General features: G+C 71.6%; 24 protein-coding genes. 9 read left to right on the forward strand and 15 right to left on the reverse strand.

All coding sequences use genetic code 11. The features are described 5' to 3' along the window. The first annotated feature begins 21 nt into the window (after positions 1–21). On the forward strand, positions 22–1,056 hold the full coding sequence (locus EIL87_RS20310) for an esterase/lipase family protein (RefSeq protein ID WP_148101524.1): 1,035 nt from the start codon (positions 22–24) through the stop codon (positions 1,054–1,056). On the opposite strand, the gene EIL87_RS20315 is transcribed toward EIL87_RS20310, so the two are convergent. Then, positions 1,038–3,650, reverse strand: a complete 2,613-nt coding sequence (locus EIL87_RS20315; protein WP_158628674.1) for a family 78 glycoside hydrolase catalytic domain — start codon at positions 3,648–3,650, stop codon at positions 1,038–1,040. The two genes, EIL87_RS20310 and EIL87_RS20315, sit on opposite strands and share 19 nt — an antisense overlap. A gap of 320 nt (positions 3,651–3,970) precedes the next feature. Between EIL87_RS20315 and EIL87_RS20320 the strand changes: the two genes are divergently transcribed. Continuing rightward, positions 3,971–5,254 (forward strand): MFS transporter, encoded by a 1,284-nt coding sequence (locus EIL87_RS20320; protein ID WP_125092175.1) that lies wholly within the window; start codon positions 3,971–3,973, stop codon positions 5,252–5,254. A gap of 14 nt (positions 5,255–5,268) precedes the next feature. Here the strand turns inward: EIL87_RS20320 and EIL87_RS20325 are convergent, their stop codons facing one another. From EIL87_RS20325 to EIL87_RS20335, 3 genes are all read right to left on the reverse strand, one after another. Then, positions 5,269–6,735, reverse strand: coding sequence for an aldehyde dehydrogenase family protein (locus tag EIL87_RS20325; RefSeq protein ID WP_125092176.1), 1,467 nt, complete (start codon positions 6,733–6,735; stop codon positions 5,269–5,271). Positions 6,736–6,992: 257 nt separating this feature from the next. Further along, positions 6,993–8,405 (reverse strand): sugar porter family MFS transporter, encoded by a 1,413-nt coding sequence (locus EIL87_RS20330; protein ID WP_125092177.1) that lies wholly within the window; start codon positions 8,403–8,405, stop codon positions 6,993–6,995. 210 nt (positions 8,406–8,615) lie between these two features. Continuing rightward, positions 8,616–9,611 (reverse strand): zinc-dependent alcohol dehydrogenase family protein, encoded by a 996-nt coding sequence (locus tag EIL87_RS20335; RefSeq protein ID WP_125092178.1) that lies wholly within the window; start codon positions 9,609–9,611, stop codon positions 8,616–8,618. A gap of 183 nt (positions 9,612–9,794) precedes the next feature. Between EIL87_RS20335 and EIL87_RS20340 the strand changes: the two genes are divergently transcribed. Beyond that, complete coding sequence (locus tag EIL87_RS20340; protein ID WP_125092179.1) at positions 9,795–10,790, forward strand: LacI family DNA-binding transcriptional regulator; 996 nt, start codon at positions 9,795–9,797, stop codon at positions 10,788–10,790. Positions 10,791–10,812: 22 nt separating this feature from the next. Next, the gene (locus tag EIL87_RS20345; protein WP_125092180.1) at positions 10,813–11,808 is read left to right on the forward strand and encodes a carbohydrate kinase family protein; all 996 of its coding nucleotides are present in this window, start codon (positions 10,813–10,815) and stop codon (positions 11,806–11,808) included. 696 nt (positions 11,809–12,504) lie between these two features. Here EIL87_RS20345 and EIL87_RS20350 read toward each other — a convergent pair. Continuing rightward, positions 12,505–13,536 (reverse strand): aldo/keto reductase, encoded by a 1,032-nt coding sequence (locus EIL87_RS20350; protein WP_125092181.1) that lies wholly within the window; start codon positions 13,534–13,536, stop codon positions 12,505–12,507. A 189-nt stretch (positions 13,537–13,725) separates the two neighbouring features. On the opposite strand from EIL87_RS20350, the gene EIL87_RS20355 reads away from it, so the two are divergent. Continuing rightward, a complete protein-coding gene (locus EIL87_RS20355; RefSeq protein ID WP_125092182.1) occupies positions 13,726–14,166 on the forward strand; it encodes a universal stress protein in 441 nt (146 codons plus the stop codon). Between the two features lie 8 nt (positions 14,167–14,174). On the opposite strand, the gene EIL87_RS20360 is transcribed toward EIL87_RS20355, so the two are convergent. From EIL87_RS20360 to EIL87_RS20380, 6 genes are all read right to left on the reverse strand, one after another. Next, a complete protein-coding gene (locus tag EIL87_RS20360) occupies positions 14,175–14,993 on the reverse strand; it encodes a hypothetical protein (RefSeq protein ID WP_125092183.1) in 819 nt (272 codons plus the stop codon). 39 nt (positions 14,994–15,032) lie between these two features. After that, positions 15,033–15,407 carry a cupin domain-containing protein gene (locus EIL87_RS20365; protein ID WP_125092184.1) on the reverse strand — a complete coding sequence of 125 codons (375 nt, stop codon included), beginning with the start codon at positions 15,405–15,407 and terminating at the stop codon, positions 15,033–15,035. Between the two features lie 81 nt (positions 15,408–15,488). After that, positions 15,489–16,556 carry a PQQ-dependent sugar dehydrogenase gene (locus tag EIL87_RS20370; RefSeq protein ID WP_125092185.1) on the reverse strand — a complete coding sequence of 356 codons (1,068 nt, stop codon included), beginning with the start codon at positions 16,554–16,556 and terminating at the stop codon, positions 15,489–15,491. Between the two features lie 473 nt (positions 16,557–17,029). Then, positions 17,030–17,185 (reverse strand): hypothetical protein, encoded by a 156-nt coding sequence (locus tag EIL87_RS27130; RefSeq protein WP_199740528.1) that lies wholly within the window; start codon positions 17,183–17,185, stop codon positions 17,030–17,032. Further along, entirely contained in the window at positions 17,182–18,423 is a 1,242-nt protein-coding gene (locus EIL87_RS20375) for an NAD(P)/FAD-dependent oxidoreductase (RefSeq protein ID WP_125092186.1), read from the reverse strand. Before EIL87_RS20375 ends, EIL87_RS27130 begins: the two co-directional genes overlap by 4 nt. Positions 18,424–18,519: 96 nt before the next feature. Beyond that, a complete protein-coding gene (locus EIL87_RS20380) occupies positions 18,520–20,037 on the reverse strand; it encodes a PucR family transcriptional regulator (RefSeq protein ID WP_125092187.1) in 1,518 nt (505 codons plus the stop codon). A gap of 194 nt (positions 20,038–20,231) precedes the next feature. Here EIL87_RS20380 and EIL87_RS20385 point away from each other — a divergent pair, with 194 nt between their 5' ends. From EIL87_RS20385 to EIL87_RS20400, 4 genes are read left to right on the forward strand one after another with little or no spacing between them, the layout of a single operon-like run. Further along, entirely contained in the window at positions 20,232–21,203 is a 972-nt protein-coding gene (locus EIL87_RS20385; protein WP_233576410.1) for a thiamine pyrophosphate-dependent enzyme, read from the forward strand. After that, on the forward strand, positions 21,196–22,185 hold the full coding sequence (locus tag EIL87_RS20390) for an alpha-ketoacid dehydrogenase subunit beta (RefSeq protein WP_125092188.1): 990 nt from the start codon (positions 21,196–21,198) through the stop codon (positions 22,183–22,185). Before EIL87_RS20385 ends, EIL87_RS20390 begins: the two co-directional genes overlap by 8 nt. Then, positions 22,178–22,498 carry a biotin/lipoyl-containing protein gene (locus tag EIL87_RS20395; protein ID WP_125092189.1) on the forward strand — a complete coding sequence of 107 codons (321 nt, stop codon included), beginning with the start codon at positions 22,178–22,180 and terminating at the stop codon, positions 22,496–22,498. Before EIL87_RS20390 ends, EIL87_RS20395 begins: the two co-directional genes overlap by 8 nt. A 3-nt stretch (positions 22,499–22,501) precedes the next feature. After that, positions 22,502–23,164 carry an alpha/beta fold hydrolase gene (locus tag EIL87_RS20400; protein WP_125092190.1) on the forward strand — a complete coding sequence of 221 codons (663 nt, stop codon included), beginning with the start codon at positions 22,502–22,504 and terminating at the stop codon, positions 23,162–23,164. On the opposite strand, the gene EIL87_RS20405 is transcribed toward EIL87_RS20400, so the two are convergent. From EIL87_RS20405 to EIL87_RS20420, 4 genes are read right to left on the reverse strand one after another with little or no spacing between them, the layout of a single operon-like run. Then, positions 23,161–24,504: an acetyl-CoA carboxylase biotin carboxylase subunit gene (locus EIL87_RS20405; RefSeq protein WP_125092191.1), complete on the reverse strand. Its 1,344-nt coding sequence runs from the start codon at positions 24,502–24,504 to the stop codon at positions 23,161–23,163. The genes EIL87_RS20400 and EIL87_RS20405 overlap by 4 nt on opposite strands. Further along, complete coding sequence (locus EIL87_RS20410) at positions 24,501–24,740, reverse strand: acetyl-CoA carboxylase (RefSeq protein WP_125092192.1); 240 nt, start codon at positions 24,738–24,740, stop codon at positions 24,501–24,503. The genes EIL87_RS20405 and EIL87_RS20410 overlap by 4 nt, the downstream gene beginning before the upstream one ends. Before the next feature lie 15 nt (positions 24,741–24,755). Then, entirely contained in the window at positions 24,756–25,736 is a 981-nt protein-coding gene (locus tag EIL87_RS20415) for a 5-oxoprolinase subunit C family protein (RefSeq protein ID WP_125092193.1), read from the reverse strand. Then, a complete protein-coding gene (locus EIL87_RS20420) occupies positions 25,733–26,635 on the reverse strand; it encodes a 5-oxoprolinase subunit B family protein (protein WP_125092194.1) in 903 nt (300 codons plus the stop codon). The genes EIL87_RS20415 and EIL87_RS20420 overlap by 4 nt, the downstream gene beginning before the upstream one ends. Between the last annotated feature and the right edge of the window lie 27 nt (positions 26,636–26,662).

Here is a 26,662-nt window from a genome sequence, read left to right on the forward strand (position 1 = left end):
ATCTTGGTCGTTGAGATCGGCATGATCAGCCGTAGGGTGCACAACGTCGTGTTCTCGTTGGGGATCGTCCTGCTGCTCGGCACGGTGGCGGTGCCTGCGCAGGCCGAATCCGGGTTCGCTCCGGTCGACCGGCCGGGGCCTGAGCTGAGCGTTCCGCCGGAGGAGTTGCAGGCCGCGTTGTCCTGCCACGGTGACCCGGGCAGCGATCAGCAACCGGTGCTGCTGAGCCCGGCCACCAGCGTCACTCCGGAGCAGAACTACTCCTGGACCTACGCCAAGGCCTTCACCGCGCAGGACCGCTTCTGGTGCGTGGTCACGATGCCCGAGCACACCATGGGCGACATCCAGGTCGCGGGTGAGCACCTGGTGCACGCGATCCGCGAGGTGCACCGGTTGACCGGGAAGCGCATCGCCGTCCTCGGGCACTCGCAGGGTGGCATGAGCATGCGCTGGGCCCTGCGGTTCTGGCCGGACCTGCGTCCGATGGTCGACGACGTGATCGGCATGGCCCCGTCCAACCACGGCACCGACGCGATGCCGCTGTGCGGACCAGGCCCGAACTCCTGCGAGCCGGCGGTGTGGCAGCAGCAGGCCGGCGCGGAGTTCATGCGGGCGCTCAACAGCCGGGCCGAGACCTTCGCCGGCATCAGCTACACCGTCGTCTACACCCGCCACGACGAGGTGGTCACACCTCCGGAGTCGGCTGAGCTGCACACCGGGGACGGGTCGATCTCGAACGTCGCGACCCAGGACGTCTGCGCGACCAACACCTCCACCCACTTGATCGTCGGCACGACCGACCCGGTGACCTACGCCCTGGTCACCGACGCGCTGGACCACCCCGGCCCGGCCGAACCGGATCGCGTGGACCCGTCGGTGTGCGCTCAGCCGCTGATGCCGCACGTCGACCCGGCGTCGGTGAACACCTACCTCCAGCCGCTGCAGGCGATCCCCGGCCTGGCCAGCACCGCGCTGCCCGGCGTGAACCTGGTGGGCGCCCCTTCGGTCGACCGGGAACCGCAGCTGCGCTGCTACGTCTACGCAGCGGGGTGCTGACCTCCGCCGGTCAGGCCGACTCGCGAGGCATCGGGCAGGTGTGGGTCGCTGCTCCCGAGCGGAGCTCGCGAGTCGTGCCGTCGGGCAGGTGCAGGTCGGCGGTGCAGTTGGCCGGAACCTCGGTGTGGACCGTGAAGGTGTCGTCCTCGATCGACCAGTCGAGGGCGACGCGGCCGTAGGGGCCGTCGTAGGCGCCTCGAGCCCACGTGAGGCCACCCCCCGGGTCGTGGTGCGAAGCGGATCCGCCGCCACCCGGGGGTGGCCGGGGCGAGGCCGGCGATGGTGCTGTGCATCCAGTGCGCGACGGCACCGAGGGCGTAGTGGTTGAACGAGGTCATCTCACCCGGGTTGACCGTCCCGTCGGGCAGCATCGAGTCCCAACGCTCCCAGATGGTCGTCGCTCCCATGGTCACCGGGTACAACCACGACGGGCAGCCGCGCTCCTGGAGCTGGCGGTAAGCGACGTCGAGCCCGCCCGTCGACGACAGCGCCTCGGAGACCAGCGGAGTTCCCACGAATCCGGTGGCGATCCGGTGATCCGCCTCGACCACCAGGTCCCGCAACCGCGCGCCCGCGCGGGCGCGCGCTCCGGACTCCTCCAGGACGTCGAAGGCCAGCAGCAACGCGTAGCCGCACTGGGATTCCTCGGTCAGCGCACCTGCGCCGTCGGTCCAGCGGTTCCGGATGGCCGCGCGGACCTCGGAGGCGAGCGCGCCGTAGCGCTCGGCGTCGTCCGCGCGACCCAAGACCTCGGCGATGTCGGCGAGCCTCCGCGCGGAGTGGGCGAAGTAGGCACTCGCCACCAGGTCCCGATCGGTCGTGGCCGCAGCCGGGTCGTCGGGTGGGGCCGCCGGGTCGAGCCAGTCCCCGAGCTGGTGGTCACCGCTCCACAGCCGGTCTTCGCCGCTACGGCGGTCGAGCAGGTCCACCCACGCCTTCGCGCTGTCCCACTGGCGTTCGAGCAGCGCCCGATCACCGGAGGCCACGTAGAGGTCCCAGGGCGTGAGCACACCGGCATCGCCCCACGCGGCGATCGGTTCGTCCATGTCCCACGTGCCGGGGTTGTCCAGCACCGGCACGAACACCGGGACCGCGCCGTCGTCGTTCTGCTCGATCGCCAGGTCGCGCAACCACGAGGACAGCATTCCCGTCACGTCGTGGAGGAAAGTGGCCGTGCGCGCGAAGACCTGGATGTCACCAGTCCAGCCGAGCCGTTCGTCGCGCTGCGGGCAGTCGGTGGGCAGGTCCACGAAGTTGCCGCGCATCGACCACAGCACGTTGTCGTGCAGGGCGTTCAGGTCTCGGTCCGAGCAGGCGAACCACCCCGTCCGGCGCAGATCGCTGTGCACGACGCGCGCTTCCAGCTGCACGCCGTCGAGGACAGCAGGCGGGGCGGTCACCTCGACGTAGCGGAACCCGTGGAAGGTGAACCGCGGTTCCCACTCCTCGGTTCCGCGCCCGGCCAGGACGTAGCGGTCGGTCTGGGCGGCCTGCCGCAGCGGGCGGGTGTAGATCTCGCCGTCCTGCAGGACCTCGGCGTGCCGGAGCACGACCTCCTGCCCCCTCTCACCGCGCACCGCGATCGCGAGCCGTCCCACCAGGTTCTGACCGAAGTCCACCAGCAACCGGTCCGGGGCGCGCCGCTCACCGCGTGCCGGTCGCACCACGCGGGTGCAGCGCACCGGCGGCCCGTCGGGGGCGACGAGCGTCGCCGGGTCGCGTTCGAACACGTGCGCCGGGACCCAGTCCGCGTCGTCGAAGCCGGCCTCGGACCAGCCGTGCGGGAACTGCCGGGCGTCGAAGGTTTCACCGTCGTAGATCGACGAGGAGAGGACGGGGCTGGGAGCGGCGACCCAACCGGGGCCGGTGGCGATGGTCTCGCGGCGGCCGTCGGAGTAGGTGACCTCCAGCTGCGCGAGGAGCGACTGGTCGGTGCCGTAGCGATCGCGAGCCCCGCCGCGGAACCCGATCCGGCCGCGGTACCAGCCGTCTGCCAGCCACGCGCCGATCGCGTTGTCCCCGTCGACGAGCAGGTCGGTGACGTCGTGGGTCCGGTAGCGCAGCCGCTGCGAGTAGGTGGTCCAGCCGGGCGCCAGGACGTCGTCGCCGATCCGCCGGCCGTTGATCTCGGCCTCGGCCAGGCCGTGCGCGGTCACGTACAGCCGGGCCGAGGCGATCGCGCCGCGCAGCGAGAACCCGTGTCGCACCAACCAGGGACGGCGCTCGGTACCGGGCTCCCCCGGGACACCGCCGATCGGAACGGCGACCCAGTCGGCCGCCGTCAGTCCGCGTTCGAGGACCGCGGGTTCGCTCCACTCGGAGGCCCTGTGGGCGTCGTGCACGCGCACCCGGACTGCCGCCGACTCGCGCGGCGCGAGCGGAGATTCCGGCCAGGGTCGGTAGCGGGACTCGTCATCGCTGATCGGGCCGTGCTTCGTGACCCGGTCACCTCGGGTGATCTCGATTTCGTAGGCGCGTTGGGTCCAGCCGGCCGGAGCGGAGGTGGTCCAGGACAACCGAGGAGACTCGGCGCCGATGCCGATCGGTTCCCGGTGGTTCTCGACGGTCGGAGCGTGGGGGATGACGTCGGTCATGCGTCGAGGTCCTTTTCTCGCGTCGTCTTCGACGTGCACTCGTCCGGAAAAGGGGATTTGAAAGCTTTCAATTCGCACGGTAGAGACTCGGACCGCAACCCACAAGAACCGATCTGAGTGGGCATCCAATGCCCATGATTCGGCCCTGCTTCCACCGCACTGCCACTGAACGGGAACCCGGCACGAATCCGTTGACACGTAGTCCAGATCACACCACCATGCTGTGAAACGATTCATTGCTTTCGCCGCTCCGTCCGCCGTAACCGCTCCACCGGGCAGCGAAGCGCCGCTCTGGTCTGGCCATCGAAGGAGATCCGCCCATGACCACCCCGGCTCTCACCGCTCGCGACTGGACCCGGTCCACCGTCGCGGGCATGGCGTCCTACTTGGACGCCGCGGCGATCGTGTCCACCGGTACCGCTCTGGTGCTGTTCCAGGACGACCTCGCTCTCGACCCGTTGCAGATCGGCGTCCTGTCGTCCTTGCTGACCCTGTCCATCGCCGTCGGCGCGCTGACCGGGGGCCGGCTCGGCGACAGGTTCGGCCGGAGAACCATGTTCTCGCTGACGATGGTGCTGCTCGCACTCGGCGCGGGCCTCCTCGCCGCCGCGGCGAGCCCGATCATGCTCTACGTCGGTGTGGTGCTGATCGGGTACGCCTCCGGAGCGGACCTGCCGGTCTCGCTCGCGCTGATCGCGGAGGAGGCACCGCCAGGACAAGCGGGGAAGCTGGTCGGGCTCTCGCAAGTGCTGTGGTTCAGCGGCATCATCGCCACGCAGTTGCTGAGCGTCGTCGTGGGTGACCTCGGCAGCGTCGGCGGACGCGTCCTCTACGCCCACGTCGCGGTGGTCGCCGTCGTGGTGCTGCTGCTGCGCTTGCGCATCCCCGAGTCGTCGAAGTGGGTGGCCTCGCGCCAGGAGTTCACCGGACGGGAACCGCAGCGGAAGGCGCCGAGCCTCCGGGCGCTGGCCTCGGGGGTGCACCTGCTCCCGCTGCTCGGTTTGATCACGTTCTACGCCCTGGTCAACGTCGTGGCCAACACCAAGGGCCAGTTCGGGACCTTCTTGTACGTCAACGTCGCGGGCTCCACGGTGGCGGTCGCCTCGACCATCAGCGTCATCACGCAGTGCCTCGGCCTGGCGCTGGCATTGTGGTTCATGAAGGTCGTCGACGGTCGGAACCGCCTCCGCTGGTACCTCTTCGGCGCCGCGTGCTACGTCGTGGCGATGGCGATCGTGGTGGTCTTCGGCGTCACGGTCTGGAGCCTCGCCACCTCGGCGGTCTTCGCCGCCATCGGCGGTGCCCTCGCGTTCGAGGCGATGCTGAAGGTCTGGTGCCAGGAGGCGTTCCCGACCCTGCTGCGCGCCACCGCGCAGGGCACGGTGGTCGGCGCGGCACGAGTCGTGGCGGCCATCGCCGCAGCGCTCACACCCACGTTGATGACCAGCGCTCCGCGCGCGACGTTCGCGGCCCTGCTCGGGATCGTGACCGCCGGTCTCATCGCGGGCATGTTCGTCGGGCGCGCGGTGCAGCGGCACAACCACCTGCGGGACGACGTCCCGGCTCCCGTTCAGGCGGGCGATCCGGCCCAGGAGCGCACCTGAGGGACCGCGGGCGGTCACACCGGGTACTGGCGCGGTTGGTGCTGCACGGTGATCCAGTGGTCGGTGGTGAACTCCTCGATGGCCCACTGGCCGCCGAAACGCCCGATCCCCGAAGCCTTCTCGCCGCCGAACGCGGTGTTCGGGTCGTCGTTGACGGGCGCGTCGTTGACGTGGGTCATGCCCGCGTCGACGCGCAGCGCGAAGCGCACCCCGCGTGCGACGTCGGAGGTGAACACCGCGCTGGACAGGCCCAGTTCGGTGTCGTTGGCCAGCTGCAGGGCGTGCTGCTCGTCGTTCGCGCGCACGATCGTGATCACCGGCCCGAAGACCTCTTCGCGGGCCGTGGCCACGTCGTGGGAGGCGAGCAGCACGTGCGGCGGCAGGAGCAGACCCGAAGGCCCGCCCGGCTCGTCACCGAGGACCTGCTCGGCCCCCTCGGAGCGGGCCCGGGCAACCTTGTCCTGCACGGACGCGAGCTGACGGCTGTTGATCACCGGGCCGATGTCGGTCGACTCGTCCGAGGGGTTGCCGACGGTCAGCGCGCGCACGCGAGTCAGGAACCGCTCGACGAAGTCGTCGTGCACCGAGTCGTCGACGATGAGCCTGTTGGCGATCATGCAGATCTGCCCGGCGTGGAAGAACGAGCCGAACACGGCGGCGTCGACCGCTCGGTCGAGGTCGGCGTCGTCGAGCACGACGAGCGGACCGTTCCCGCCGAGCTCCAGCGCGAGCTTCTTGATGCCGGCCTTGGCCGCGATCCCCTCACCGACCGGTGTGGAGCCGGTGAACGACACCACCCGGGCAGCCGGGTGCTGCACGAGGGCGTCACCGATCTGGCCGCCCGCGCCGACCACCACGTTGAGCACGCCCGGTGGCAGCCCGGCCTCCTCCAGCACGCGGGCCAGCAGCAAGCCGCCGGTGACCGGTGTGTCGCTCGCGGGTTTGACCACCGCGGCGTTGCCGACGGCCAGCGCCGGGGCGATCGACCGGTTGGTCAGCTGGAGCGGGAAGTTCCACGGGCTGATCACGGCCACGACACCGACCGGTTGCCGGTAGACGCGGCTCTCCTTGCCCGGGACGTCCGTGGGCATGATCCGGCCTTCGACGTGGTGCGGCATGGTCGCGGCCTCGTGCAGCCCCGCGCGCACGAGATCGCGTTCCAGCCGCGCCTTGGCCACCGTGCCGCCGGATTCGTGGATCAGCCAGTCGGTGATCTCGTCCTGGCGCTCGTCGACGATCTCGGCGGCTCGCCGCAGCACCGCCGCCCGCTCGGCCGGTGCGGCAGCCGCCCAGTCCCGCTGCGCCTCCTCCGCCGCGGCGAAGGCCTCGTCGAGGTCGTCGGTGTTGGCGAGCGGGATCTCGGTGAGGGCCTCGCCGCTCCACGGGTCGAGGTCGGTCTGGGCCTTCCCGCTGCTCCCGGCTCGCCACTGCCCGGCGAGGGGCATGGTGTCGAACGCCGGGTAGCGCTCCGGTGTGTCCATGGGCGGCGGCGCTCCCTCCGGACTGCTCGCGTACCTGCTCCCGCGCGGCCTACCCGCGGTGGTGAGGGCTGAAACCGGAGGGCCGGGTTGGGGCTCGCCGGGTTCGGCGCCGCGTCGAGCGGCTGCAGTGGCGGGCCACACCGGGCGGTGCGGGGAACGCAGCGCCGACGAGCCCGGTCCGCATTTGACCGACCGGGCCGTGAGACGAGTTGCCCGCTGCTCCACCTCGGACGGTGGAGCCGCGGGCGTCTCGGGAGTCACGCGGGTTGCCGGACCCGGGCATCCTCGGCGGCCGGGACGCCCAGCACCTCCTGCTCGATGGCCTCCAGGCTCTTGCCCTTGGTCTCGATCAGTCCACGGTGGACGAACCAGGAGGACAGCGCCGCCATCAGGGCGAAGAACAGGAACATCGCACCCGGACCGGTGATGTCCAGCAGCACCGGGAAGACCAGCGCGACGGCCATGTTGAACAACCAGTTGAACACCAGGCAGATGCCGACCGCGGAACCGCGCATCCGCAGCGGGAACAGCTCGGGCAGCATGACCCACTGCACCGGGCCCCAGGACACCGCGAACGAAGCGATGTAGACCAGGATGCTGCCCAGCGTGACCGCGACGAGCACCGGTCCGTAGGAGACGCCGGCGACGTTCACCGCGCCGAGGGCCAGCATCGACACGAGCATGCCGATGCTGCCGACCGCCAGCAGCGACTTCCGGCCGACGCGGTCGATCATGCGCAGCGCGGGCAACGTCATCAGCACGTTGACCAGGCCGATGCCGACGTTGGCCAGGATCGCGCCCGACGTGCCGAAACCGAGCGTGGTCAGCAGGGTCGGGGCGTAGTAGATGATCGTGTTGATGCCGATGAAGTTCTGGAAGAACACCAGCCCCAGGCCCAGCAGCACGACCCGGCGCAACTTCGGGGTCAGCAGTTCTCGGACGCCCACGGCGTTCTCGACGGCCTTCTCCCGGTCGGCGGCCTGGATCTCGTCGAGCTCCTGCTCGACCTCCACCGCGCCGGCGCCGCGCAAGTTCGTCAGCACCGCGCGGGCCTGGTCGGCGCGACCGTGCTTGACCAGCCAGCGCGGGCTCTCCGGCTGGAAGTAGATGCCGACGCCCAGCAGCACCGCCGGGACCGCGCCCAGCCCCAGCATCCAGCGCCACGCACCGGCCCCTGCCAGCGCGTAGTCGGTGATGTAGGCGAGGAGGATGCCGACGGTGACCAGCAGCTGCATCAACGAGGTGAGGCCGCCGCGCGACTGCTTCGGCGCGAGTTCGGTGAGGTAGAGCGGCACGACCACCGAGGCGATGCCGACCCCGGTGCCGATGACGAACCGGAAGACGACCAGCATCCACGCCGTGGTCGCCAGCATGGCGCCGACGGTCCCCGCGGTGAACACCACGGCCGCCCACAGGATCAGCTTGCGCCTGCCCCACACGTCGGCGAGGCGCCCGGAGCCACCGGCCCCCGCCATCGCACCGACCAGCAGCCCGCTGACCACCAGTCCCTGCTGCAACGGGGACAACGGGATGTCCTGCTTGATGAACAGCATGGCACCGGAGATCACCCCGGTGTCATAACCCCACAAGATGCCGCCGAGCGCCCCGAAGATCCAGATCAGCGCGTTGCGCGTGCGCGAACGCGCCGGTGCGGGGGTGGTGGGCGTCATTGCACGTACCCTTCGTCGGATTCACAGGAAGGAGTTCCGCCACGCCCGTCGTGGCGGAGAGTTCAGAGGCGCGGAGAAGCCGCGTCCCCTCCAGGTGTGGGACTCAGCTCGCGCCGCCGGAGCTCCTGAGCGGCTTCGTGGCGAGCCCGCCGGGAGCGGCGTGCGGAGTCCGCGGTTCTGCTGCTCGAACCGCTGCACACCACGTCCTCATCAGCTCTTCGGCGCCACGTGGATCTTGTGGCCTTCCCCGGCGCGGAACTTCTCGACGGCCTGGGCGTAGTCCGCGAGCGGCAAGGTCGCGGAGACCAGCGACTCCACGTCGATCGTTCCGGAAGCGATCAACTCGATGGCGGGTTGGAAGCCCCGGTGCACGGCCATGGACCCGAGGATGTCGATCTCCTCGTGGTAGACCCGGAACGGCGAGAACCTCGCCGTGGCGTTCGGGTCGGAGACGCCGAACTGCAGGAAGGTACCGCCCTTGCGGACGCGACCGAGGCCATCCTCGATGGCGGGCACCGCGCCGGTGGCGTCGATGACCACGTCGTAGCCGTCGGGCTGCTCGAGCGCGTCGGCCTGGGTGGTGGCGCGGTCGGCGGCGTAGGCCAGCGCGAAGTCCAGGCGCGCGTCGTTGAGGTCGACCATCGACACCGACGCCGCGCCGGAGCGGCGCACCAGGACGGCCATGAGCAGACCCATCGTGCCCGCCCCGTAGATCAGGTAGTGCGCACCCGGCAACCGGGGCAACCGGCTCGCACCGTGGACGGCGCAGGACAGCGGCTCGACCATCGCCGCGGCCGTGCAGGAGACCGTCGAGGGCACCGCGAAGCAGATGCCCGCCGGCACCGCCACCAGCTCGGCCGCCGCACCGGGCCTGCTCACGCCGATGGCGTCCCACACCTGGCACAGGTTGCCGCGTCCCGCGCGGCACCAGCGGCACACGCCGCACGGCAGGTTCGGGTCCACCGCGACGCGGTCGCCGACGTCCAGGGCGTCCACGCCCTCACCCAGCGCCACGACCTCGCCGGCGAACTCGTGCCCCGGGGTGAGCGGGTACTCGGCGGGCAGGACCCCGTCGACCAGGTGCAGGTCGGTTCCGCACAGGCCGGCGGCGCGCACGCGCACGACCACCTGGCCGGCGGCCGGTTCGGGGTCGGCGACCTCCCTGACGACGGCCCGACCTGGTCCTTCGATCACTACGGCTTGCACGATCACTCATCTCGTCCCGCGTGCCCCTCGGTGCACGCACGCTGGTTCGCACCGGCCGAGGAGCTCGCGGAGCGGACCGCCTCGGCGCGGTGTGCCGGGAAAGATAACGTTGGTTAAGCGCTTAGGCAAGCGCTTAACTTCATGTTAGGTTCCTCGCCAAGACCGGGAACGAGGGAGTTGCACGTGGCCACCATCGCGGATGTCGCACGGGTAGCGGGCGTGTCGTCGGCGACGGTGTCCTACGTGCTCAACGGCACGCGCAGGGTGCGGCCGGAGACCGCTGAAGCGGTGCAGGCCGCCGTCGAGCAGGTCGGCTACATCCAGAACACGCTCGCCCGGTCGCTGGCCACCGCGCGCACGCTGACCGTCGGGGTCGCGATCTCGTCGGTGAGCAACCCGTACTTCACCGAGATCCTGCAGGGCATCGAGGCCGAGGCGGTCGACCGCGGGTACAGCCTGCTGGTCGCCGACCCGCGCGACGACCCGGACCACGAGCTCCACGTCGTCTCCCACCTGCACCAGCGCCGGATCGACGGGATCGTGCTGGCCCCCTCGCCCGAGCCGTCGCGGACGATGCGCTACCTCGCCGAGCACGAGGTGCCCACGGTCCTGGCCGACCGCGTCGTCGACAGCGGGTACGACCAGGTGAGCACCGACAACACCGATTCCACGGCCGCCTTGGTCGACCACCTGGCAGGCCTCGGCCACCGGCGGATCGGGTTCGTGGCCGGCCTGCACGGGTTGAGCACCACCGCGGAACGGCTCCTCGGCTACCGGGAAGGCTTGCGCCGCAACGGGCTCGAGGACGATCCGGAGCTGTGCCGGGAGGGGGCTTCGGAGTCCGAGGCCGCCCGCCGCGCGGCGACCGAGCTGCTGAGCGCGTCCGACCCGGCGACGGCGATCATCGCGGCGAACAACGCCATGACGATCGGGACCATGCGGGCCGTGCGCGGCCTCTCGCTCACCGTGCCCGCCGACGTGGCGCTGGTGGCCTTCGACGACTTCCCGTGGGCGGAGCTGTTCGGTCCTCGCCTGACCGCGATCGCCCAGCCCAGCCGCGAGATCGGCGCCGAGGCGCTGCGCCTGCTGCTGGACCGGCTCGGCGATCCCACCCGCGACCCCGTCGAACGCCGCCTGGCGTCCCGGTTCGTGCACCGGGATTCCTGCGGCTGCCGCTGAACCGCACTGAGGAGGAGTTCCCATGATCGTCGTCGGGGGCGAAGCGCTCATCGACCTCGTCGCCACCGAGTCCGTCGCCCCGCCGGCGTTGCCCGACCGGGCGTCGCGGCTCGGCGGCGGGCCGTACAACGTCGCGATCGCGCTCGCGCGGCTCGGCTCGCCCGTGTCGATGCTGTCGCGGATCTCCACCGACGACTTCGGCGAGGCGCTGGTGCACGGGCTCCGCGAGTCCGGTGTGGACACCGGACTGCTGCAGCGCGGCCCCGAGCCGACCACGTTGGCCGTGGCCTCACCCGGTCCGGACGGGTCCGCGCGGTACAGCTTCTCCGTGCAGGGCACCGCGGACCGGCTGGTCGTCGACCCGGGTCCGCTGCCGCCGCAGGTGAGCGCGGTGTCCCTGGGCACCCTCTCGATGGTCTTGGAACCCGGCGCCAGCGCCTACGAGTCGCTGCTCCGCCGCGAGTCGGCGCGCGGGGTGTTCGTGGCCTTGGACCCGAACGTGCGGGCCGAGCTGATCGACGACGCCGACGCCTACCGGGCGCGCTTCGAGCGCTGGCTGCCCCACCTGGGCCTGCTCAAGGTGTCCGAAGAGGACGCCTGTTGGCTTGCCGCCGGAGCCGAGCCGGTGGCGGAGGCGGTGCAGCGGTGGGCGGGCATGGGCCCGAGCGCGGTCGTGCTCACCCGCGGCGCCGACGGGCTTTCGGTGGTCCGCCCGGACGGCACCCGCTTCGACGTCGAGTGCCAGAGGTCCGCGGTGGTCGACACGATCGGAGCCGGGGACACCGTCCAAGCAGCGCTGCTGCACTGGCTGCACCACAACGACGCCCTCGGCCACTCCGCGGTCAGGGCGATGCCCGCGGCCGCGTGGCGGGAAGCCCTCGCCTACGCCGCCACCGCCGCCGCGCTCACCTGCTCCCGGCCCGGGGCCCAACCGCCGACGGCCGACGAGCTCCCCTCCCCCACGCTCGAAGCGGGAGCGCTCCACTCGGCCCACGGGCCCTCCGCCAGCCGAGCCTGAGCCTCGACCCGGTTCGACCGGCGGCAGCGCGACCGTTCGCCGCGTTGCCGCTGGTCAGGACCGGGTGACACCTCCGCACCGGCCGCCGTTCAGCGGCGCGTGCGGAAATCCCGTGCGAGAAGTGAGCTTCGTGCGGATGTGCGCTTCGGAAGCTGGTGGTGGATGCGGCCCAACCTGTTCCAGGCGCGGCCCACCTGCGCGCCGCCGCGGGTTCTGAGCGACGCCGTCACCCTTGCGAGGGAAGGGCGCACCCATCCCCCACTCAGGTGACATCCGTGTCCAAGACCGGCCAGGCGAGCTGCTCACGTCAGCTCCTGGCGCCGCCGAGCGGAGCACGTGCTCAGCCGGCACCCACCACCTGAGGCCGGCGCCGAGGACTCCACGCGCCTCGAGAGGGCGAGCTCGTCGTCCGTCAGCGCCGAAACCCCCAGCGAAGAGGTGCGCTTCGTGCGAGATGTGCACTTCGAGGCTGGCGGTGGAATCAGCCTGACCTGTCCAGGGCCGGGCCACCCCCGCGCCGCCGCGGGTTCTGAGCGACGCCGTCACCCCTGACGAGGGAAGGGCGTGACATCTCGCGCGACATGTGCGCCGACCCCCACTCAGGTGACACGTCCTCGTGGCCGTGCATGGAGCAGGCGCCGAGCTGCTCGGGTCAGCTCCTGGCGCCGCTGAGCCGAGCGCGTGCTCAGCGGGCGGTCACTGCTTGAGGCCGGTGCCGTGGACTCCGTGCTCCTCGATGATGGCGAGCTCGTCGTCGGTCAGCGGCGGGAACTCCAGCGCCTGGACGTTGTGGTCGAGCTGCCACACCGAGCTGGCGCCGATGAGGGCGGAGGTGACCTCCGGACGCCGCAGGACCCACTGCAGGGCGAGCTGCGCCAGGGTTTGCCCCCGCTTCTGGGCGAGCTCGTTGAGGGCGGCGGCGCGGGAGCGGTAGGTGTCGTCGATGACGTCCGGCGACAGGAACGCGCTGTTCTCCGCCCGGGCCCCGGAGGGGATGTCCCGGAGGTACTTGTCGGTCAACAACCCCTGCGCCAGCGGCGAGTAGACGACGAGGCCGAAACCGTCCTCGGCGGCGAGGTCGAGCAGGCCGTTCTTCTCCGGCGTGCGGTCGAAGATCGAGTACCGCGGCTGGTGGACCAGCAGCGGAACCCCCTCATGGCGCAGCAGCTCGGCGGCGCGGTGGGCGCGTTCCGGCTGGTAGTTGGAGATGCCGACGTAGAGCGCCTTGCCCTGCCGCACCGCGCTGACCAGCGCACCGACCGTCTCCTCCAGCGGGGTGGTCTCGTCCGGGCTGTGGCTGTAGAAGATGTCGACGTAGTCGGTCCCGAAGTCGCGCAAGCTGTGGTCCAGCGACGACAGCAGCGACTTGCGGGAACCGCCCTTCTGGTACGGACCGGGGCCGATGGGGTTGCCCGCCTTGGTCGACAGGATCAGCTCATCGCGGTAGGGCGCCAGGTCCTGGGCCAGCACCCTGCCGAAGAACTTCTGCGCGGCGCGGTGCGGCGGCCCGTAGCGGTCGGCGTTGTCGAAGTGCGTGATGCCGATGTCGAAGGCGTGCAGCACGATGTCGCGCTGCGTTTCGTACGGGTAGTCGAAGCCGAACTTCTGCCACAGGCCGAAGGAGAACGCGGGCAAGTCCAAGCCGGACGCCCCCGCGCGCCGGAACTCCATCGTTTCGTAGCGGTCCTCGGCCGCCGCGTAGGTCTTCTCGAAAGCCCCGTGGCCCATCGGTTCCCTTCCTCCGGAGTGTTGCCTTCGGTCGCTGGACCGGTTGAGCCGGTCCAGGTGCCGAGGGGCCATGCAACCACCTCGGACGCTCGGGAGCAGCCCATCGTCTTTGTTCTCACAGCTCCCCCGTCCGACTGGTGGGAGCCGCACGCCGTTTCGCGGTCCGGCCACGCTGGGTACTCGCATGTGATGGAAGGTCATCAGTACACGGTGGTCGTCGGCGTGGACGGCTCACCCGCGTCGAGGGCCGCGCTGCGCTGGGCCGCGTGGCACGCGGAACTGGTGGGCGGGTCCCTGGTCACCGTCATGGCCTGGGACGCCCCGCTGATCTACAACTGGGAGGTGCCGGACAGCGAGGACCTCTCGCGGCGGACCGCGGCCAACTTGGACGAGGTCATCACCGAGGTCCTGGGTGCCGAGCCGGCCGTCCCGGTGAGCAAGAACGTCGCCTCCGGCCACCCGGCACGTGCGCTGCTGGACCTGGCCGAGGAGTCCGAGGCCGACCTGATCGTGGTCGGCAACCGCGGTCACGGCGGGTTCACCGAGGCGCTGCTGGGATCGGTCGGCCAGAACGTCGTGCACCACGCGCGCTGCCCGGTCGTCGTCGTGCGCGAACCCGGAGAGCGCTGAGCTTCCGGTCAACCGCGGGCGGCCGGCCAGCCGAGGCGCACGACCAGTTGCGGGTGGGCGGCGTCGCCGAGCACTTCCCGCTTCGCCGCGGCTCGGGTCCGGGGGACTTCGAACGCTTCGTTGCACGGCCACGCGGCCAGTCCGGCGAGCTCCGCCCAGCACAGCACGGCGCCCAGCGCCTCACCGGCCCGCAAGTGCGCTTCCCTGTCGTCGGTGGGCGTGCTGATCAGCAGCAGACTGCCCGCCGACTCGGGCGTGTCGCGTTCGGTGAGCCGCGCACCGATGAGTTCGGCTCGGGAAGCTTCGGTGGCGGCGTGGATCATCGCTGCCATGGTGAACGCCCGCGACAGCGCGCACTGCTGCTCGCCGGTGATCACCGTGATGTCGGCGGCATCGCTCACCGACTCGACGTCCACGAGCAACCCGGGCGGGACCGGCATGGGCGCGAAACTCCGCTTGTCGAGGTGCCGGCGTCGCGCTGCTCGCGCCAGCGCGCGATCAGCGGGGACGGGATCGCGGGTACCCAGGATCCTTATCTGGCCCAGCAAGCTCGGGTCCTCCGGGAGCGGCAAGCGGTCGACCTGAATTCGCGAGCCCTGCGCGCGCAGCGCCAGCGCCGCGTGGTGCAGTGCCGCGCCGCAGGCGATGACCGACGCCCGCGCCGCCGGATCCGACTCCGGCAGCTCCGGGGAGGTGTCCAGCCGCAGCTGCAACGAGTCGCCGTGGTGGTTCCACCGCCACGGCTTCGCCGCCAACAGCGACGGCACGCAATCCGCCAGCGAGCACGCAGCGCGCACTCCTCCCGCGTCGATTCCCACGTCCGTCATCCCCGTTCAGACACCTTCCCAGACGACTACGCACTACCCTCAACGCCGCTTCGCGTAATCGCTGGCTCCGTACCAGTCGACCAGGACGACGTCCTCGTCTCCCGCGACCCAGGCGTCGTGGCCTGCCGGCAGGGAACTGACCGTGCCGGGACCGAGGTCGAACTCGGTGCCGTCGGACATCTGCACGTGCAACGTTCCGGCGACGTGGTACTGGAAGTGGGGTGCCTCGCACCACTCCGTACCGGCGAGGGGCTTGACATCATCACGCCACCGCCAGCCGGGGTGCAACACGTGCCGCCCGATGGTGCCACCGCCCATGTGCAGCACCTCCGAGCGCCCGTGTTCGAACTGGCGTACCTCGTCGGGGTTGTCGAAGCCGCGGTGGTCGACGGCCTGGGCACTGCGGGTGGTCATGGTGTCGGCCCCTCCTGGACATCCGGATGCGACCACCGTGGGACCACCACCTCCTGCGGGCCAGAGGCTTTCGGCCCGGGGTCATGGAGCCTGCACCGTCAGCATCCGGTCGTCGCCCGGCGCGGGTGCGCCGCGGCCGTCGGTGTTGCTGGTGAGCACGCGCAGCGCGCCGTCCGGAGCGACGACGACGTCGCGCAAGCGGCCGAACTCGCCGACGAAGTGCTCGGTCGAGGTGCCCGGGTCGGCGAGAGGGACCTCGCGCAGCCGCTCGCCCCGCAGGTTGGCCAGGTAGATCGAGCCGCCGTGGACGGCGATGCCGCTAGGGCTGGCGTCCGCGGTGCCCCACTGCTGGACCGGGTCGGTGAACTCCGGCCGTCCGGCGATGCCTTCGACGGTGGGCCACCCGTAGTTGCCGCCCGGCACGATGACGTTGAGCTCGTCCCAGGTGTTCTGACCGAATTCGGAGGCGTACAGGGTCCCGTCGGGTGCCCAGGCGATCCCCTGCGGGTTGCGGTGCCCGTAGCTGTAGACCAGCGAGCCCGGGAACGGGTTGTCCGGCGGGACGCCTCCGTCCGGGGTCATGCGCAGGATCTTGCCGCCGAGGCTGGCCAAGTCCTGCGCGTCGGGGCGGTTTCCGGCTTCGCCGACGGTGGCGTAGAGCATGCCGTCGGGCCCGAAAGCGATTCGCCCACCGTCGTGGAAGTGGGCCGAGGGCAGCCCGGCCAGGATCGTCTGCTCGGCGCCGAGCTGGAACGACCCGGGCGCACCGGAGAGCGGGTAGCGTTGGATGCGGTTGCCGTCGGCACCGGTCGAGTAGGCGTGGAGGAAACCGTCCGGGCTGAGCGCCAGGCCGAGCAGGCCGCTCTCCCCCTCCGCCACGACACCGGCGACCACGCCGATCTCCCGCGCACGCCCCGCCGGGTCGACTTCGAGGATCCGGCCGGTGTCGCGCTCGCTGATGATCGGCGTCTCGCCCGCGAACACCACCGACCACGGCGTCACCAACCGGTCGACGACCGTGGTCGGACCGGAGCGCGCCGGTGCGGTCTCGCCCCCGCCCTGGGGCGGTTCCTCGGCGCACGCCGAGGAGGTCGTCACGGCCACCAGTGCTCCCAGAACCGCTGCCGCGAACCGCGTTCCCAGGGCCATCGCCGCTCCCCCAAGCCGAGTGCACCTGGCTACACCGTAGGCGCAGCGTCGCGCTGGGGGGAGCCGCTCGCGCGGCGTGCCCGGGTTTCGCCCGTTCGGCGCCGTCGAGATCGACCACTGCGCCGCGGGAGGAGCGTGGCGAGGTTCCCGCCGGAGGGAGGGGCTCGGGGAACCTCACCAGCGCCGTCCCCGAGCGGTTCCCTTCGGGTCTCTGCCAGGGCCCCACCCTCGGGCAGCCGCTGACCAGTCCAGTGAGCACCGCCGGTCACCGCGCACGCGCGGCGAGGACCCACTGCTCGAGCCAGGTTTTCACGACCACACCCGTGCGGCCGGTGAACTCCCCGTCACGAACCCCGGTTCCGGAGATCGTGCGCTCGCCGGACGAGCCGGTGCTGCACGGCGAGCAGGACGAAGGCGAGGGTCGCGAGGACGAGTTCGCACCACTCCGGCATGGTGACCTCCACGGGCGACGATCAGCTTCCGGTGTTCGGCGGTGCGGGTGCGCTGGTTTCGAGGGCGTACTCGGTGGCGATCCGGAGGAGCACCTCCTTCTCGGTGCGCAGGAGCTTGTTCTCCTTGCGCAACCACTCGAGTTCGCTGCGCTCCGACGCGGACAGCTCGCCGGTCATCGCAGCGGGTCGAACGGACGGAGCGCGCCGACGCGTTCGCCGGTCACGATCTGGTCGGACAGCAGCCGCCCGGTGATCGGTCCGAGGGTGAGCCCCCACATCCCGTGTCCGCCGGCGACGTGGACGCCGGGCAGTGCCGAAGCGCCGATCAGCGGCAGGCCGTCCGTGGTGACCGGCCTCGGGCCGACCCAGTCGTCGTGGCGGCGGTCCCAGTCGACGCCCCGCAGGAACGGCCGTGCTGAGCGCACGATCGCCTCGATCCGCCGGCGGTCGAGCTCGGCGTCCGGTGCGCGGAACTCCATGGTCCCGGCCACCCGCAGCGCGCCCTGGTAGGGCGTGCAGGCGACCCGCACGGTCGGGAGGTAGACCGGGCACGGCACGGGTTCGTCGGTCGGCACGGTGAACGAGTAACCGCGGCCGGCCCGGACCTGCCGCTGCACACCGACCTTCGCGGCCAGCTGCGGGAGCCACGCACCCGTGGCCAGCACGACGGCATCGGCCGAGAACCGCTCGCCCTGCTCGGATTCCACGACCAGGCGGCCGCCCTCGCGGCGGACGTCGCGCGCGGTGAAGTCGCTGTGGACGCGGCCGCCGCGCTCCTCGACCGCCTTGGCGAGCGACCTGGTGTACTCACCGGGGTCGACGTGGCGCTGGTCCTCGATCTTGAGCACCGTCGTCACCTTCGACGACAGCTGCGGCACGTCGCTCGTGGTCGCTTCACCGAGCCGCGTTTCCTGCCCGCTGCGGCGAGTCCTGTCGAACTCGGCGCGGAGTCCGCCTGCTTGGGCGGCGTCGTCGAACGCCGCGACGACCGGAGCGGTGTGGGTCGGGGCGCTCACACCGCCCTTGTCCAGCTCGTCGAAGGCGTCGAGGGCGTCGGCGTTGATCTCCGCCAGTGCCCGCATGGAGCGCTGCCAGCGGCCGCGCGTGCAGTTCCGCGCGAAGCGCGCCAGGAACGCCCACAACCCGGGGTCCGGCGTGCGGGGCACGTACAGCGGCGCGGCGGGGTCGAACAGCGAGCGCAGGCCGTAGCGCAGCACCTCCGGTTCGGGCAGCGGGACGCTGAACGCCGGGGCGAGGTACCCCGCGTTGCCCCACGAGGCGCCGGAGGCGACTCCGCGCCGGTCCACCACCGTGACGTCGACCCCGCGCTCCTGCAAGAACCACGCGGTCGACAGGCCGACCACGCCGGCACCGACGACGACGGCCGTGCGCGGCGCGTTCGCTGCAGAACCCATGCTCGTCTCCCTCCTGGTCCCGAGGATGCTCGCGCCGGACGACGAGCGCGATGTGGATTTGGCACAACTAACCGCGGGCGAGTTGTGCTGGTCCCACTACTGGTCGGCGGCGAGGGCGATGATCAGCGCGAGCCGGGTGTCGGGGTCGTCCAGGTCCAGCGAGCCGACCTGCGTCGCTCTGCGCATCCGGTTGCGGACGGTGTTCGGGTGGATCTCGAGGCGCGCGGCCGCGGCACCGAGGTCGCCCTGCACCTCCAGCCACGTCCGCAGGGTCGCGATCAGGTGCCCGCCGTGCTCGCGGTCGTGGCGGCGCAGCCGCGCCACCGGACCGCGCTCGGGCGCCCGCCCGCTCGCGGCGACGCGCTGCAGGCGGCGCAGCAGGACCTCGTGCCAGGAGTCGTCGTAGACCACGGCGGGCGAGCCCGCTGGCTTCGCGGCGTGGACGGCGAGGCTCTCGTCGGCCTCCCGCCTGCTGTCGACGAGCTCGTCCAGGCCCGCGGCACCGCCGATGCCGGCGAAGACCTCGACGCCTGCGGGCATCTCGCGCGCGAGCGCCCGCACCCACTCGCGCGCCGGGGCGCCGTCCTCGTGCGGCAGGATCGTGTAGACGGTGTTGGCGAACAGCGCGCTCCGCCCCGGGCGCGACCACCCGAAGCCCACCGTGGCGAGCTCGAAGACCAGGAGCGCGGCCGAGTCGTGCTCGCCCTGGTTGTGGGCTTGGACGGCGACGACGCGGAAGCGGTCGCCGCGGAAGCCGAGCCGCCGCAGCACGGTCGCGACGTCGGAGTGCCCTTCGACGAGGCCGATCACCAGGTCCGATTCGACCTGCCGCTCGAGGTCGGCGCTCGCGCGCGTGCGCAGCAGGTGCGCCGCGGCGGTGCGCGAGGCCTGCATTAGGGCGGACTGGCGCTCGGCGTCCAGCGGGGACGGCGTGCCGACCCAGATCGAACCGAGCAGGGACTTCCCGGCCCGCACCGCGACCACGGCCCGGCCCTGCCGCGAGCCCGAGGGCTCGACGAACAGCGGCTCGTCGGAGGTGGCCAGGTGCCGGAACACGCCGCGCTCGCTGAGCTCGCGGCGGATCTCCTCGGGGACGCGCCTGCCCAGGATCGTCTCCAACCGGGCCTGGTCGGCCGCCTCCTGGCGCCGCGAGTACGCCAGCACGCCCGAGCGGTGGTCCTCGATCGTGACCGGTCCGCCGAGCGACTCGGCCAGGGCGTCGGCCAGCGCGAACAGGTCCGTGGGCCCTCGCCCGGCCTCGGTCTCGCGCCCTTCCAGCACCAGGCCGTAGACCACGCCGGCGAGCTGGCCCCACGACACGGCGGGGTCGACCAGCAGCACCGCGATCTCGCGGTCGCGGGCCACGGCCAGCGCCGCCTCACCGAGCCCGTCGAGCCGGAACACCACGACCACGGCGCTGGTCTGCGCCAAGACCTCGGCCGCCCGCCCTTCGTCGACGCCGACGGCCAGCAGCACCTCGTCACCGCCGCGCGCCTGCTCGGTCGGGTCGTGCAGGGCCACCGCCCGCAGTTCGGTCGCCCGGCTGCGCGGAGCGCACACCAGGTGGGCCCCGTAGCCGCCGAGGACGTTGATCAACCGGTCCAGCTTGACCATGCAGCCATCGTCGGCCCTGCGGGGGCGGGGGCCCGCACCGGGGCTCGCCCGCGCCACGCGATCGGAGTACCTGCCTCCTCGGACTGGACAACGTGCACAGCCTCAGGCCGCTCCGATGCGGCAGATCGGACAACATGAGCAGTCCGATCAAGGCCTGTTGCACGGTCGCGCCTGGGGTGCGCACGCTTTCGCACATGGACGACGCAGATCTGCGCGAGCTGTTCCGCCTCATGGTGGTGACGCGGCGCCTCGACGAGGAGGCCATCGCGTTGCAGCGGCAGGGCGTGCTGCCGGCCTACGCTCCCCTCCGCGGCCAGGAGGCCGCGCAGGTCGGGAGCGCGGCGGCGCTGGACCTGGCCCGCGACTTCGCCTTCCCGACCTACCGCGAGCTGGGCGCCGCGGTGGCGATGGGGGTGGACCCGGTCGCCTACCTGGCGATGCACCGCAACATCTGGCACGGCGGCCTCTACGACGCCAACGTCGCGCGGCTCGCGCCGCCGAACGCCGTCGTGGGCGGGCCGGTGCTGCACGCGGTGGGCTGGGCGATGGGTGCGCAGCTCGACGGAACCGGCGGCGCGGCGCTGACCTACTTCGGCGACGGCGCCAGCTCGCAGGGCGACGTGCACGAGGCGATGAACTTCGCCGGCGTGTACCGGCTGCCGGTGGTGTTCTTCTGCCAGAACAACGGCTGGGCGATCTCGCTGCCCACCGCCGACCAGGTCGCAGGCGGTTCGGTGGCGGCACGCGCGGCCGGGTACGGCTTCGAGGGCCTGCAGGTCGACGGCAACGACGTCACGGCCGTGTTCGAGGCGACCCGGCAGGCGTTGGACCGTGCCCGCGCGGGCGAGGGGCCGACGCTGGTCGAGGCGATGACCTACCGCCTCGGACCGCACTCCACATCGGACGACCCGAGCCGCTACCGCAGCCCCGAGGAGGAGCGCGCGCGAGCTGAGCGGGACCCGGTCGAGGTCGCTGGGCAGTCGCTGTCGGCCGAGGAGGTCACCGAGGCCGAGGAGCACGCGGCCGCCGTCGTAGCCCGGACCACCGAGGGGCTGCGCGGACTGCAGGCTCCGCCGGCCGACGAGTTGTTCAGCTTCGTCTACCGCGCGCCGACCGCCGCTCTGCTCGAACAGCACCGCGCTTGGAAGGAGTGGCAGGATGCCTGAGCTCTCCCTGCAGCAGGCGCTGAACACCGCGCTGCAGCACGCCTGCGAGGACGACGACCGGGTTCTGGTCTTCGGCGAGGACGTGGGCACGCTCGGCGGGGTGTTCCGGGTGACCGACGGTCTGCAGGCGAAGTTCGGCGAGCACCGCGTCTTCGACACCCCGCTGGCCGAATCGGCGATCATGGGCATGTCGGTGGGACTGGCGATGGCCGGCTGGCGCCCGGTCCCGGAGATCCAGTTCGACGGCTTCAGCTACCCGGCGATCGACCAGGTCGTCAACCAGGTCGCCCGCATGCACTACCGCAGCCGCGGCGCGCTGGGCATGCCGATCACGTTGCGGCTGCCCAGCTTCGGCGGCATCCAGGCTCCCGAGCACCACGGGGAGAGCCTGGAGTCGCTGTTCGCGCACGTGCCCGGGCTCAAGGTCGTCTCGCCCTCGGGGCCGGCGGAGGGCTACCACCTGCTGCGGCAGGCGATCGCCGACCCGGACCCGGTGATCTTCATGGAGCCCAAGTCCCGCTACTGGCAGCGGGAGGAGTTCGACCCCGCCGAGCCCGTCGAGACGCTGCCGGTGGGGCGCAGCCGGGTGGTGCGCCGGGGCAGGCACGCCACGCTCATCGCCTGGGGTGCGATGGTGTCGCGCTGCCGGCAGGTGGCCGAGCTGGCCGCCGAGGACGGTGTCGAGCTGGAGGTGCTGGACCTGCGCTGGCTCAAGCCGATCGACGCCGACGGCCTGGCCGAGTCGGTCTCGCGCACCCGCCGCGCGGTCGTCGTCCACGAAGCGCCGCTGACCGCGGGGCTGGGCGGTGAGGTGTCGGCGCTGATCACCGAGCGCTGCTTCGGCGACCTGCGAGCCCCGGTGCAGCGGGTGGCCGGGTTCGACGTGCCCTACCCGTCCGGCGCGCTGGAGGACGAGTACCTGCCCAGCGCCGACCGGGTCCTGACCGCAGTGCAGACCACATTGGAGTACCGCCGTGGCTGAGGTGACCTTCCCGCTGCCCGACCTCGGTGAGGGGCTGATCAGCGCCCGGATCCTGGAATGGCTCGTGGCCGAGGGCGATCTGGTGGAGCGCAACGCACCCCTGGTGGAACTGGAGACCACGAAGTCCGCCGTGGAGATCCCGTCCCCGCAGACGGGCCGCGTGACGCGGCTGCACGTCGGCGAGGACGAGGAGCTCGAGGTGGGCGCACCGCTGGTGACCTTCACCGTCGAGGACCACGCCGGCATCGTCGGCACCGTCCCCGAGGACGGCAAGCCGCAGCGCCGGGTCCGGCTCACCCCGCCGGAGGACTGAGCGATGCCGATGATCGAGCGCGAGGGCGTCAAGCTCTGGTACGACCACGTCCCCGGTCCCCGGCCGGTGCTGTTCCTGCACGGCTTCGCCTCCGACTCGGAGCGGACGTGGGAGCGCACCGGCTGGCTGCGGGCGGTCGCCGACCGCGGCCACGTCGTCACCGACCTGCGCGGGCACGGCCAGAGCGAGCGGGCGGCGACGGGCTTCTCGCCCGACGAGCTGGCCCGCGACGCGCTGGCGGTGCTCGACGCGGCGCAGGTGCCCGAGGTCGACGCGGTCACCTACTCCATGGGCGGGCTGGTCGGCTGGGAGCTCGCGCGCCTGGCGCCCGGCCGGGTCCGCGCTCTGGCGCTCGGCGGCATCGGCGGTGGTGCGGTTCGCCGCGAGGCGATGCTCGAGGTCCAGCAGGCCCTCTCGGCCGAGGACCGCACGCCGTGCGTCGAGGGCATGACCGGTCACCGGCTCACCGGAGCACCCCCGGCACCGGCGTTGTTCGCCGCGGGTGAGGAGGACCAGATCGCCGCGGACGCAGCGGCTTTCGCCGAGGAGATCGGCGCGGTCCACGTCTCGCTGGGACGCAGGAACCACGTCAACGCCGTCTCCAGCCGAGCGTTCAAGACAGCGGCCCTCGACTTCCTCGACCGCACCGAGGAGCGAGCACCTTAACCGAGGCGCTCCTCCAGCCACTTGGTGTGGACCGGGCCCGCGGTGAGCTCCGGGTCGGTGATGAGCGTGCGGTGCAGGCCTGCGGTGCTGGACACTCCCTCGACGTGGAACTCCGCGAGCGCCTGGCGCGCCCGCGCGTAGGCCTGCTCGCGGTCCTCGCCCCAGCAGATGAGCTTGGCGATGAGCGAGTCGTAGAACGGGCTGATCCGGTCGCCCTGGGTGATGCCGGTGTCGACCCGCACCCCGGGGCCGCCCGGCAGCACCAGCTCCGTGATCTCACCCGGGGTGGGGGCGAAGTCGCGCTCCGGGTCTTCGGCGTTGATGCGCAGCTCGACGGCCACTCCCCTGCGCGTGATCGACTCCTGGTCCCGCGCCAGCCGCTCACCTCCGGCGATGCGCAGCTGCTCGGCGACGACGTCGACACCGGTGACCACCTCGGTGATCGGGTGCTCGACCTGCACGCGTGCGTTCATCTCGATGAAGTAGAACTCGCCCGCGTCGTCGACGAGGAACTCCACCGTCCCCGCGCCGCGGTAGTCCACGTGCTCGGCGAGTCGCACCGCCGCCGCGGTGATCGCCTGCCGGGTCTCCTCGCTGAGGCCAGGAGCGGGTGCTTCCTCGATGAGCTTCTGCCTGCGCCGCTGCACCGAGCAGTCCCGCTCGAAGAGGTGCACCACGTTGCCGTGGCCGTCGGCGAGCACCTGCACCTCCACGTGCCGGGCGTGCTGGATCGCGCGCTCGAGGTAGATCGCCGGGTCCCCGAACGCCGACCGCGCCTCGGCCTGGGCGGCGGGCAGCGCGTCGAGCAGCTCATCGACGCTGCTCACGGGCCGGATGCCGCGACCTCCCCCGCCCGCGGCGGCCTTGAGCAGCAGCGGGAAGCCGATCTCGTCCGCCAGCCGGCGGATGTCCTCGGGGTCGTCGATCGGCTCGGTTCCCGGGACCACCGGGACACCGGCGGCGGTCGCGGCGGCACGCGCGGCCGCTTTGTCCCCCATCTGCTCGAGCACGGACGGGCGCGGCCCGACGAAGACGAACCCCGCGTCCTCGACCGCCCTGGCGAACGCACCGCTCTCGGAGAGGAACCCGTACCCGGGGTGCACGGCGTCGACCTCAGCGGTGCGCGCCGCCTTGAGCAGCGCGTCCGGGTCGAGGTACGACTTCTGGGCTACGGAGCGGCCGATGTGCACCGCGTGGTCGGCCATGTGGACGCACCGCGAGTTCTCGTCGGCGTCGGAGTAGACCGCCACCGCTTCCAGACCCGCCACGTGGCAGGCGCGGATGATCCGGACGGCGATCTCGCCCCGGTTGGCCACGAGGACCCGCTGCACCCCGCTCATGCGTCATCGACCTCGAACATGGACTGTCCGATGTCGACTTCCTCGCCGTCCTCGAGCAGGACCTCCTTGACGCGGCACGCCTTCTCGGCCTTGATCTCGTTGAAGGTCTTCATCACCTCGATGAGCCCGAGCGTCTGGCCGGGCTGCACGACGGTGCCCGGTTCGATGTAGGGGTCCGCGTCGGGCGACGGACGCCGGTAGAAGACCCCGGGCATCTGAGCATCCACTGTGGACATAGACTCCTCCTGTCCTCAGGCGGTCGCGACCGCCGCCCGCGCCTTCTCCAGCCGTGCACGCCGCTGGTGCCGGGCCGCCACCGCTTCGTTGACGTCCACCTGCTCGAAGTGCACCTTGCCGCCGGTCCGGGCCTGCGCCATCCGGTCCCGGTCGACCGAGATCACCGTGCCGATGGTCGCGTAGCCCCCACCGGTGACCGCGTCGTTGAGCAGCACGATCGGTTCGTCGCCGCCCGGGACCTGGACGGACCCGACGGGGTAGCCGAGGTCGACGACGTTGGCCTGGTCGCTGCCCGCGCCGAAGGGCTGCTCGCGCTCGATGAACTCCAGCGACCCGCCGCGCAAGCGGTAGCCCACCCGGTCGGCGTCCTTGGTCACCTTCCACTCGGTGCTCAGGAACGACTCCAGCGCGCGTTCGGTGAGCCGGTACGCGCACAGCCCGACGACCAGGCGCAGCACGGTCCGCTCGGGGAACTCCGGCCGCAGTTCCGCCGGCACCTCGGTGCCCGCCGGCGGAGCGGCCGTGCTCGCGCCGAGCGGCACCCGGTCGCCGTCGGCCAGCGCGCGCCCTTCGAAACCACCGATACCGGTGAGCATGTAGGTGGAGCGCGAACCGAGGTACAGCGGCACGTCCACCCCGCCGCTGATCGCGAGGTAAGGACGGGCGCCGGCCCGGACCTGCTGCACCGCGAGGACGTCCCCGGCCGACACCCGCAGCGTCCGCCAGGTGGAGGCGGGTTCACCGTTGATGGTGACCCCGATGTCGGCGCCGGTCACCGCGACGCTGCGCTCGTCGGTGAACTCCAGCTCAGGCCCGATGTAGGTCGCTTCCAGCGCCGCGGCACCATCGGGGTTGCCCACGAGCATGTTGGCCACGGTGAAGGAGTACTGGTCCATCGCTCCCGAGGGCGGCATGCCGATGGCGTACTGGCCGTCCCGGCCGGAGTCCTGGACGGTCGTGGACAGCCCACCCTTGCGCACGATCAGCGTGTTCACCGGTAGAGCACCTCCAACAGCCGGGCGTTGACCGCGTTCGGGTCCGCCAGCAGCTCGGCGGGCACCAGTTCCGCCTCGCGGATGCGGTAGCGAAACCGGCCGGCCTCCACCTCCGCACGGGTGCGTTCGTACTCGTCGCGGTCGATTGCCCGGTACCGCAGCACGTCGCTCGGCCGCGGGAAGGCGATGTCGTCGGCGAAGTCGGGCAACCGCTGCGAGAGGTCGAACACCGGGGCCGGAGCGATCCCGAACAGCTGGTACCCACCGGCCCCGCGCACCGGGTAGACCACCGCGAACGCGCCGCCGTAGCCGAACGCGCGCTCCGGGGTGTCGGTGCGCGGTCGCACGTACTTGGGGACCTCGATCTGCTTCTCCCGCTCGACCATCTGGTAGCAGAACGGCAGGCCGGGCACGAAGCCGAGCATGGTGACCAAGAAGGGCGCCGCCGTGATCGAGTCGATCAGCGAGGGGACGTCCCGGAAGCCGTTGATCCGCGCGGCGTACTCGAGGTCGGTGACCTCGGGGTCCTGGTGGCGGTCGCGGAACCGCATCAGCGTTTCGCGGGTCCACGGGTCGTCGAAGAGCACCGGAACGTCGACGATCCGCGTCTGCACGGCGTCGTCGCTGCTCAGCTCACCGGCGGTGTGCTCCAGCCGCTGCAGCTCCGACACCAGGTCCGCGGGGTGCAGGCGGTCCGGGTCGAGCCGCACGAGGTAGGAGGCGTTCGAGGGGCAGATGTCGATGACCCCGTCGATGTTCTCCTGACGCAGGGCTCCGGTGATCGCCATGGCCTTGAGGTTGGCCTGCAAGCTCATCTCGCGGTCGATCTCGACGAAGACGAACTCGTCACCACCGAACTCGTACCGCGCAGGCGGTAGTTGAACCTCCACCACGGCCACCGCGCACCTCCGCATACCCCGACGAGT

It is taken from the genome of Saccharopolyspora rhizosphaerae (assembly GCF_003931915.1).
In the GTDB taxonomy this organism is placed as follows: Bacteria; Actinomycetota; Actinomycetes; order Mycobacteriales; family Pseudonocardiaceae; genus Saccharopolyspora; species Saccharopolyspora rhizosphaerae.